Source organism: Frankia sp. AgKG'84/4, assembly GCF_023242965.2.
Lineage (GTDB): Bacteria > Actinomycetota > Actinomycetes > Frankiales > Frankiaceae > Frankia.
This window is the reverse complement of record NZ_JALKFU020000244.1, coordinates 1-7632: the sequence shown is the minus strand read 5'-3', so window position 1 is coordinate 7632 and position 7632 is coordinate 1. Positions and strand designations below refer to the sequence as shown.

General features: G+C 71.4%; 7 protein-coding genes and 1 riboswitch. Of the genes, 4 read left to right on the top strand and 3 right to left on the bottom strand.

Annotated features, from left to right (window positions below; all coding sequences use genetic code 11):
• The 3 genes from corA to MXD58_RS15645 all read left to right on the top strand — a co-directional run.
• A partial coding sequence (corA, locus tag MXD58_RS15655) for a magnesium/cobalt transporter CorA (protein WP_250609450.1) occupies positions 1-998 on the top strand: 998 nt, incomplete at its 5' end.
• A gap of 453 nt (positions 999-1451) precedes the next feature.
• A complete protein-coding gene (locus MXD58_RS15650; protein ID WP_248837596.1) occupies positions 1452-1835 on the top strand; it encodes a hypothetical protein in 384 nt (127 codons plus the stop codon).
• A 342-nt stretch (positions 1836-2177) separates the two neighbouring features.
• A riboswitch (cyclic di-AMP (ydaO/yuaA leader) is annotated at positions 2178-2353 on the top strand.
• Between the two features lie 124 nt (positions 2354-2477).
• Positions 2478-3458 carry a C40 family peptidase gene (locus MXD58_RS15645; protein ID WP_248837595.1) on the top strand — a complete coding sequence of 327 codons (981 nt, stop codon included), beginning with the start codon at positions 2478-2480 and terminating at the stop codon, positions 3456-3458.
• Between the two features lie 456 nt (positions 3459-3914).
• Here MXD58_RS15645 and MXD58_RS15640 read toward each other — a convergent pair whose 3' ends face one another.
• The 3 genes from MXD58_RS15640 to MXD58_RS15630 form a co-directional block, all read right to left on the bottom strand.
• Entirely contained in the window at positions 3915-4583 is a 669-nt protein-coding gene (locus MXD58_RS15640; RefSeq protein ID WP_248837594.1) for a PHB depolymerase family esterase, read from the bottom strand.
• Positions 4584-4672: 89 nt separating this feature from the next.
• Complete coding sequence (locus MXD58_RS15635) at positions 4673-5422, bottom strand: type 1 glutamine amidotransferase (protein ID WP_248837593.1); 750 nt, start codon at positions 5420-5422, stop codon at positions 4673-4675.
• The gene (locus MXD58_RS15630) at positions 5419-6669 is read right to left on the bottom strand and encodes a Mur ligase family protein (protein WP_248837592.1); all 1251 of its coding nucleotides are present in this window, start codon (positions 6667-6669) and stop codon (positions 5419-5421) included. Before MXD58_RS15630 ends, MXD58_RS15635 begins: the two co-directional genes overlap by 4 nt.
• A 425-nt stretch (positions 6670-7094) precedes the next feature.
• On the opposite strand from MXD58_RS15630, the gene MXD58_RS15625 reads away from it, so the two are divergent.
• Entirely contained in the window at positions 7095-7586 is a 492-nt protein-coding gene (locus MXD58_RS15625; RefSeq protein WP_248837591.1) for a tRNA adenosine deaminase-associated protein, read from the top strand.
• Positions 7587-7632: the final 46 nt, after the last annotated feature.

The window sequence follows — 7632 nt, the reverse complement described above, 5'->3', positions numbered from 1 at the left end:
ACGGACGGGTGATGGCCTGCGGCGTGTACAGCCACGGGCGGCGCGTGACGATGGACGTCGACCACTGCGACGCGCTGCGCCTCGCCCGGTCCGAGCGGGCCGCCTTCGCCTGGCTCGGCCTGTTCGAGCCAACCTACGAGCAGCTCGCCGCGGTCGCCGACGAGTACGGCCTGGACAAGCTCGCGGTGGAGGACGCCGTGACCGGCGGCCAGCGGCCCAAGCTGGAGCAGTACGAGAACCACCTGTTCATGGTGTTGAAGACCGCTACCTACGTCGCACACCAGGAGCTCTCGGCCACGTCCGAGGTGATCACCACCGGCGAGATCATGATTTTCCTCGGCGAGGACTTCGTCGTGACCGTGCGCCATGGCAACCACGGCGAGATGACGAGGCTGCGCGGCCAGCTGGAGGCCGCCCCCGAGATGTTGCGGCACGGCCCGACCGCGGTGCTGCACGCGATCTGCGACCGCGTCGTCGACGACTACGTGGACACCGTCGAGAAGATCCAGGCGGACGTCGACCAGATCGAGGCCGGGGTGTTCCGACGCGAGCGCAACCCGGCCACCGAGACCACCTACCAGATGAAGCGGGAGCTGCTCGAGCTCAAGCACGCCGTCCAGCCGCTCGCCGGACCGCTGCGCACGCTCATCTCGGACAGCCCCCGCCTGGTCGAGCCGGCGATGCGGCGCTACTTCCGCGACGTCGCGGACCATCTGGAACAGGTCAGCGAGCGGATCGGGCACTTCGACGAACTGCTCTCGTCCGTGTTGCAGGCCACTCTCACCCAGCTGGCCATCACGCAGAACGAGGACATGCGCCGGATCAGCGCCTGGGTGGCGATTGCGGCCGTGCCCACCGCTCTCGCCGGAATCTACGGAATGAACTTCGACCACATGCCAGAGCTGCGTCAGACCTGGGGATATCCCGCGGTTCTCACGGTGATGGTCACTGCCTGCGGGTGCCTGTACCGGGCGTTCAAACGCAACGGCTGGCTGTAGGCCGGGTTCCGTGCCCGCCAGCGGCCGCCGAGACCCCGCCGCCGCGACACAACCCCTGTGACACAGGGTGACGATCGGTGGGTCGGCGCCACCGGATCGTCGCCCCCGACCGGGTATCGCGGCCACCCTTCCGGCGGGCCTGGCCGGTCTGGCCGGGGGGTGGACGGCACCGTTCGCCGTACCGGATCCGGCACCGTGTGTTCCTCGGCACCCCGCACCCGGCGGCCTGATCACGCAAACGAACGGGGCGGGCGATGAACTCGGAGAATGCACCACCGACAGCGGGTCCATAGCTCTTTCTTGCTATTACTTGACAGTCCCGACGAATCCGTACGATGGGTTACACCCGGACGCCCCTGTCGGTTACCGTAACTAACCGTGTCGGAGCAACCGGGTCGCGTACCCGTCGCTCGGTGCGGTCATCCCCGATCCCCCCACCCGCCAGGGGAGTACATGCCCTCGTCTGACCCCAAGCGGCGCGAGACCGCCACGCTGCCCGACCGGGACGACCTGATGGTCGAACTGGCTGGCCGGCTCGAGGTCCTCGACGGGCTGCTCAGCCGGCTGGAGGACGCCGAACGCCAGGCCGCCGACGCCAGCGAGCACATCCTGCGCACGCGGCGCTGGCAGGAGGACACCGTGCGCACCATCCAGGAGGAGCGGGCCCGGATGCGCCAGCGCCAGCGCGCCCTCGACGAACTTGCCGACCACGCGCGCGCCGCCCTCGCCGCTCTCGCCCACCAGCGGTCGCTGCCGCCGGAGGTGCACGAGCTCGCCGTCGAGCTCCAGGTGCTCGACGCCGCGGGCTTCCTGACCCGCCGTGGCCGGGGCCGCTGAGCCGCCGGTTCCGCCGCCGTTCTCGGACACCTTCCGCAACCAGCCGCGCCAGGTCCCCCGCGACCACCCGGGGGACCACCTCCGTACTAATCGGTCCCGGGCTACCCGCCACTCACCCTTCGGACGACGGAAATCCCAGCACAGGAAGGGTATTTCAGAACGGGACGCCGGCCGCGCCGGCCGCACGACCCCCAGGGGACAGCCCCGACGCGGGTGGCACTTCGGTGCGCACTGCCTGTAGTTGGGAAGGACTAGTGTTTACCCGCCCTATCCGAGTGGACTAGTCTCACTGCCGACGTCACGAAACAACACCGGGCCGAACGCCGAATCCTGCCCCCGGCCCAGGTGTCCCCTCCGAGTCGTCACTTGGGGCAGGAGCGGGGGACCCACCTCCACCGGCCGGCACCGATCCGCGGTGCTGGTCTCGGGGTGAAGTCCGATGCGTGAAGGCCACGCCTCGGACCGGGCAGCCCAGCCCGAACCCGACAGCTCACTTCGCAGGCGTACGGGAAGGAATACTTGTTGTCCGCGCAAAGCCTGGAGCTCGACGAAGATTCGCGAGTTGCCGGTCGCGGCCGTCACCGCGCCCCGTCACCTCAGTCGGCCGCCCGTAGTCGGGCCCGTGCACGCGCCTTCGCCGCGATGACCACCGGGACCGTCGCCGTCGCCGGTGTCGGCCTCGCTGGCTGTGCCACCGACACCCACGCCGACACGGTGCGGGACGAGTCGGCGAACACCGCCCCGGTCGCTCTCGCCACCCAGATCGGCTCCCGCGCCGCCCTCGGCGGCAGCATCGCCGCAGCAGCCGTCAGCTCGCACGGCGTCGGCGGAGCTCTCGGGACGTCCATCGGGCTCGAGGCACCGCCGCTGGCCGGCAAGGCCCAGGTCGGTCTGCGGGTCACCAACCCGGATCTGCACGTCGCCGCGAACCAGCCGGTCGAGGTCGGCTTCTCGCTGTTCAACGAGGCCACCCACGAGCCGCTGGCGGACCAGCTCGTCAAGGTGCAGGTGAAGCTCCCCACCGGGTGGGCCACCTTCAAGCACCTGCAGACGAACGCCCAGGGCTACGCCTCCTACACCGCGCGGGTCCTCACCACCACGAACGTCACCGCGATCTTCGACGGGACGGACGCGCTCCAGTCGGTCCACTCGGCCAACGACGCCACCCTCACCGTGCAGAACCCGAGCGCTGCTCAGGTCGCCGGGGCGGTGGCCGCGGGAGTCGGCGCGATCGCCACCCCGTCGGTGAACGTCAACGTGCCCCTGCCGGCCAGCGGCATCGGCGGCAAGGCCGTCTACCTGGCCTCCCTGCAGGCCGGCAAGCCGTACGTCTACGGCGCCGACGGCCCGAGCTCGTTCGACTGCTCCGGACTCGTTCAGTACGTCTACAAGCAGCTCGGCAAGACGCTGCCGCGGACGACGGACGCGCAGTTCGCCGCCACCACCCGGGTCTCGATGTACAACAAGCAGCCCGGTGACCTGATCTTCCTCGGCACGCCCGGCAACATCTACCACGTCGGCATCTACGCCGGCGACGGCAAGATGTGGGTCGCGCCGCACACCGGCAGCGTCGTGAAGCTGCAGTCCATCTACACGACCTCGTACTACGTCGGTCGGGTCTAGAACCCTTCCCGCACGCCACATGAGCGTGCCAGGGCGCCACGATGCCGCTCTGGGCGTAGGTTCGCTGACCGCTCCTGGTCGGCCGCCCGCGCCCAGCAGGGCTTGGGCAGCTCCGTTCGCGGCCACCCCCCCTTCGGTCGCGAACGGAGCCCGCCCCGCCGTCGTCGGCATCCGCTCTGGCCGCCGGCCCGACCGACTGTCCCTCGGTCGCGCGCTCCCGTCTTCGTCGACTGCTGTCCTTCCGACCGGACGGACGTCAGATCTCCCCCCCATCTGACGTCCGTCCGGCCGGAAGGCCCCCGAACGCCCGCCGGCCTTCCCTCGGATTCCCCCCCCATCCGCAGCGGAAGGCCGGCGGGTCACCTCGGGACCTTCGGCCGAAGGTCCGCCGATGCCGCTACCCCCTCCCGGCGGCATCGGCGGACCACCACCTCCGGACGTCAGACGCCGCTCGCGTCAGGCAGCCCGGTGGTTCTTCGAGGACGCCTCCCAGAGGGCCTCGCTGACCTTCTTCTTCCACTCGATGTCGGCCGCACGGACCTTGGGCACCCGGTCGCCACACGGCGACTGCGGCTCCTGGGCGAACTGACCCACGACGCCCACGGCGGCGAACACCGGCTTGCCGGTGGCGCAGACCGTGGTCAGCGCGAGGCGCGCGCCCTCGCCGACGCCCCAGACGTACACCCGGTTCGGATCGATCTTGCTCTTCTTGGCCGAGACGTAGGCGACGACATCGCGCAGGTACTGGGCGTCGGCGCCGTCCGGGCTGTCGATGCGCCAGGTGCCACCGACCGCCTCCGGGTAGGCGACCGCGAAGTCGCGGCTGTTCGCCACCGACCCGGCGCCGCTGTCATGGTCGAGCGTCTTCGCGTCCAGGTTGTCGTCGTGCAGGATCAGGACGAGCGGGATCGGCTTCTTGGGATGAGCGGGAGCGTGCACGAGCAGCTCCCGTCCGGCCGAGCCGTAGTCCTTCGGCATCTCGACACGCTTGGTCTTCGCACCGCCACCGCGGTTGACGAAGACGAACAGCACGACGATGACGGCCAGGACTATGTACGCGGTCCGCTTGTTCTTGCCCCACCAGCCGGCGAGAGGATTCGACGCCACGATCACACCGAACCACACCGCCCGCGCGGAAACGCCGCAAACGCCTGATCGAGCGACGCCAGGGCCGCGCCCCTCAGGTCACGAAACAGCCAGGACCCGGCCCCGGATCAGGAAGCGGCCAGCGCCCGGCGCCGGGCCTCGCGCAGCGCCGTCGTCTCCGGCGGCCCGTCGAGGGGCGGCAACGAGCCGTGCACCCAGCCGAGCAACATGTCGGCCAGCGCCGGGTTCTGGGCCAGCACGGGGCCGTGCAGGTAGGTGCCGACGACGCGACCGTCGATGATCCCGTCCGTGCCGGCGTCACCGTCGCCGATGCCGCGCCGCACGGTGCCCAGCGGGAAGCCGCCCGCGCCGGGCAGCCGCCGGGTGCGCCCGGCATGGTTCTCGTACCCGTACAGGGTAGGCAAAGCGAGCCGGGGATCGGGCTCGACGACGATGTCGCCGACGGCCCGCGCCGGCGGCGGCGTCTGCGGCGGCGCGAACGACCGGCGGGTCTCGATGTCGACGAGGTGCAGACCCGGGTGGATCTCCCCGCCGGACGGGAACGACTCGCCGATCACCTGGTAGCCGGCGCACACCGCGAGCACGGCGGCCCCGCCGCTGACCGCACGGGCGATCGCGCGGTTCTGCCGGATGCCGTCGGCGGCAAGCACCTGCGGCGCGTCCTCACCGCCGCCGAGCAGGTAGATGTCGCAGCCGTCGGGCACCGGCGCGCCGGCGGGCACGTTGACGATCTCGCCGCGCAGGCCGCGCCAGCGCAGCCGCCGGGCGAGCACGATCGCGTTCCCGCCGTCGCCGTAGGTGCCGAGCAGCTCCGGGTAGATCAGCGCGATCCTGGTCGTGGACGGCCCGCGGCTCATCGGGAGCTCCGGACCAGCAGGTCACGGAAGGCCGTGTAGTTGGCGACCACGTCGACTACCTTCTCGTTGGCCGCCAGCGCCGCGTCCTCGGCGCTGGCGTGCACGCTGTGCGGCACCTCGGCGTAGGCGAGCCGGACGCTCATGTCCTCCTTCCGCTCCCCGGTGACCAGCACCTGCCGGCCGCCGAGGCGTTCGAAGGGCACGTCCCAGATCCACGACGGGTCGCGGCCGTCGGCGGTCTGGGAGTTGAAGTCGATGACGACCGGCCGCGGCGGCGCGTCGCCGAGCAGCTCCATCATCTCGACCCAGCCGGCGGGGTTCTTCGCCAGCAGCAGCCGGCCGCGGCGGCCCCGCTCGCCGAGGACGACCTCCTGATAGCGGCCTTGGACGTCACCGAGGCCGGTCATCGCCGCGAGCGCCGCCTCGACGTCGACGCCGAACTCACGAGCCGCGGCGGCGGCCATCGCCGCGTTGCCGAGGTTCACCCGGCCGGGCAGGTCGAGGCGGGCGGTGATGGTCCGGCCGTACCAGAGCAGCTCACTCGGGCCGGTGACGGCGACGATCGGCTCCGGGCGGGCCAGCCCGCACTCGGACCACCAGCCGTTGTCGTTGCGGTGCAGCAGGCGGGCGCACTGCGGACAGACCATCGCGTCCGCGGTCCAGTTCTGGCCGGCGGAGACCCACACCTGCCGGCTCCAACCGGCGGCCGCCCAGGCCACGAGCGGGTCGTCGACGTTCGCGACGACCGTGGTGCCGGGCAGTTCCCCGCCGAGTTCACGCCACATCGCGGCGATGCGCCGGGTCTCGTTCGACCGGTCGAGCTGGTCACGGCTGATGTTGAGCAGCACCACCACCCGCGGGAGGACCTCCCGGGCGACCGGCGGCAGCCAGATCTCGTCGACCTCCAGGGCCGCCACCGCGTCGAAGGGCGGCTTGGAGAGCGCCGCGAGCACCCCGGGCGCCATGTTCGCCCCGCCGCTGTTCGACGCGACCGGCCCGAGGGTGCCCAGCGCCCGGGCGAGTAGCCGGGTCGTGGTCGTCTTGCCGTTGGTGGCGGACACGCAGGCGCTACGGCGCTGGGCGGCGACCTCGGCCAGCATGCCCGGGGCGACCCGCAGCGCGAGCTTGCCGCCGATCATCTCCCCGGAACCGCGGCCAAGGCGCCGCGACGCCTCCGCCGCGAGGCGTTCGACGGCAAGCGCGGCCTGGGTCCGGGCGGTGAACCTGCGCGGGAGTGATGTCGTCATCGCGCTTTCTACAGTGCCACGAGGGCTGTGGACGGCGAAGGCCACCCCCGGTTCCGTTCACATACCTCACCTCCGTCCCCGGACAGCGCCTCGCCCAGGGCGATTGCGCCGGGGTCGCGCCGACGCCGGCACCGCACATCAGCTGCGGCCATCACCAAAGGTGAAATGACGTGACGGTGAGTTCCGGGGGAGCAGATGGGGGGTTACCCGGCTGGGCCGACATCGAGTGTCAACCGGACCACCCGGTGGGAATCGACCCCCCGACGCGGTAGAACTCACCCGACGGGGTGAACCGGAATACCCAAGTCCGGCCGCCGGGGCGAGAATCACAGCTGGGGACGGCGGGGCACTCGGGCCGGGAGCCCCGGCGCCGGCCGCGGCCGGCGGAGCACCACGCGGTCGCAGAAGGGACGTGAGGGCACACCGTGACCACGAAGGCAATCGCGATCGTCCGCGAGCAGGGCAGCTGGACAGCGCATGACCTGGAGCCGGCGGAGGCCCAGGACCTGGACTCCTTCGCCGACCAGATGCGCGACGTCGGCGACGAGACCATCGTCGCGTTCCTCGAGGAGGACGACGAGTACCTCGCGATCGTCCGCGTCGGCGCCGATGATCCGGATCCGCGGGTCTTCCTCTCCGACCGCCGGGTCCTGCTGACCTCCGACCTAGCCGAGCGCCTGTTCTCCGACGCGCTGCCGTCGATGGCCGGATTCAGCTCCGACGACGAGGAGGATGACGCCGCGGTGCTCACCCACGCCGCCCCCGTCGGCGACCTGGACCTGCTGGTCGACCTCGGCACGTCCGCGGAGTCGCTGCTCGAGCTGATCGGCGAGCGCGGCATGCTGCCCGGGGACGTCATCAGCGCCCTGAGCGAGCGCGCCGGAGCCGGGGAGATCCTCGACGACGTCCGTGGTTGACCCCCTCCCGGGGCGCGCCACGACACCGCCCGGCCAGGTGGCCGGG

Coding starts and splice junctions, on each gene's coding strand:
- MXD58_RS15630 (WP_248837592.1), bottom strand. CDS start 6,669: ATGACGACATCACTCCCGCGCAGGTTCACCGCCCGGACCCAGGCCGCG.
- MXD58_RS15650 (WP_248837596.1), top strand. CDS start 1,452: ATGCCCTCGTCTGACCCCAAGCGGCGCGAGACCGCCACGCTGCCCGAC.
- MXD58_RS15635 (WP_248837593.1), bottom strand. CDS start 5,422: ATGAGCCGCGGGCCGTCCACGACCAGGATCGCGCTGATCTACCCGGAG.
- MXD58_RS15645 (WP_248837595.1), top strand. CDS start 2,478: ATGACCACCGGGACCGTCGCCGTCGCCGGTGTCGGCCTCGCTGGCTGT.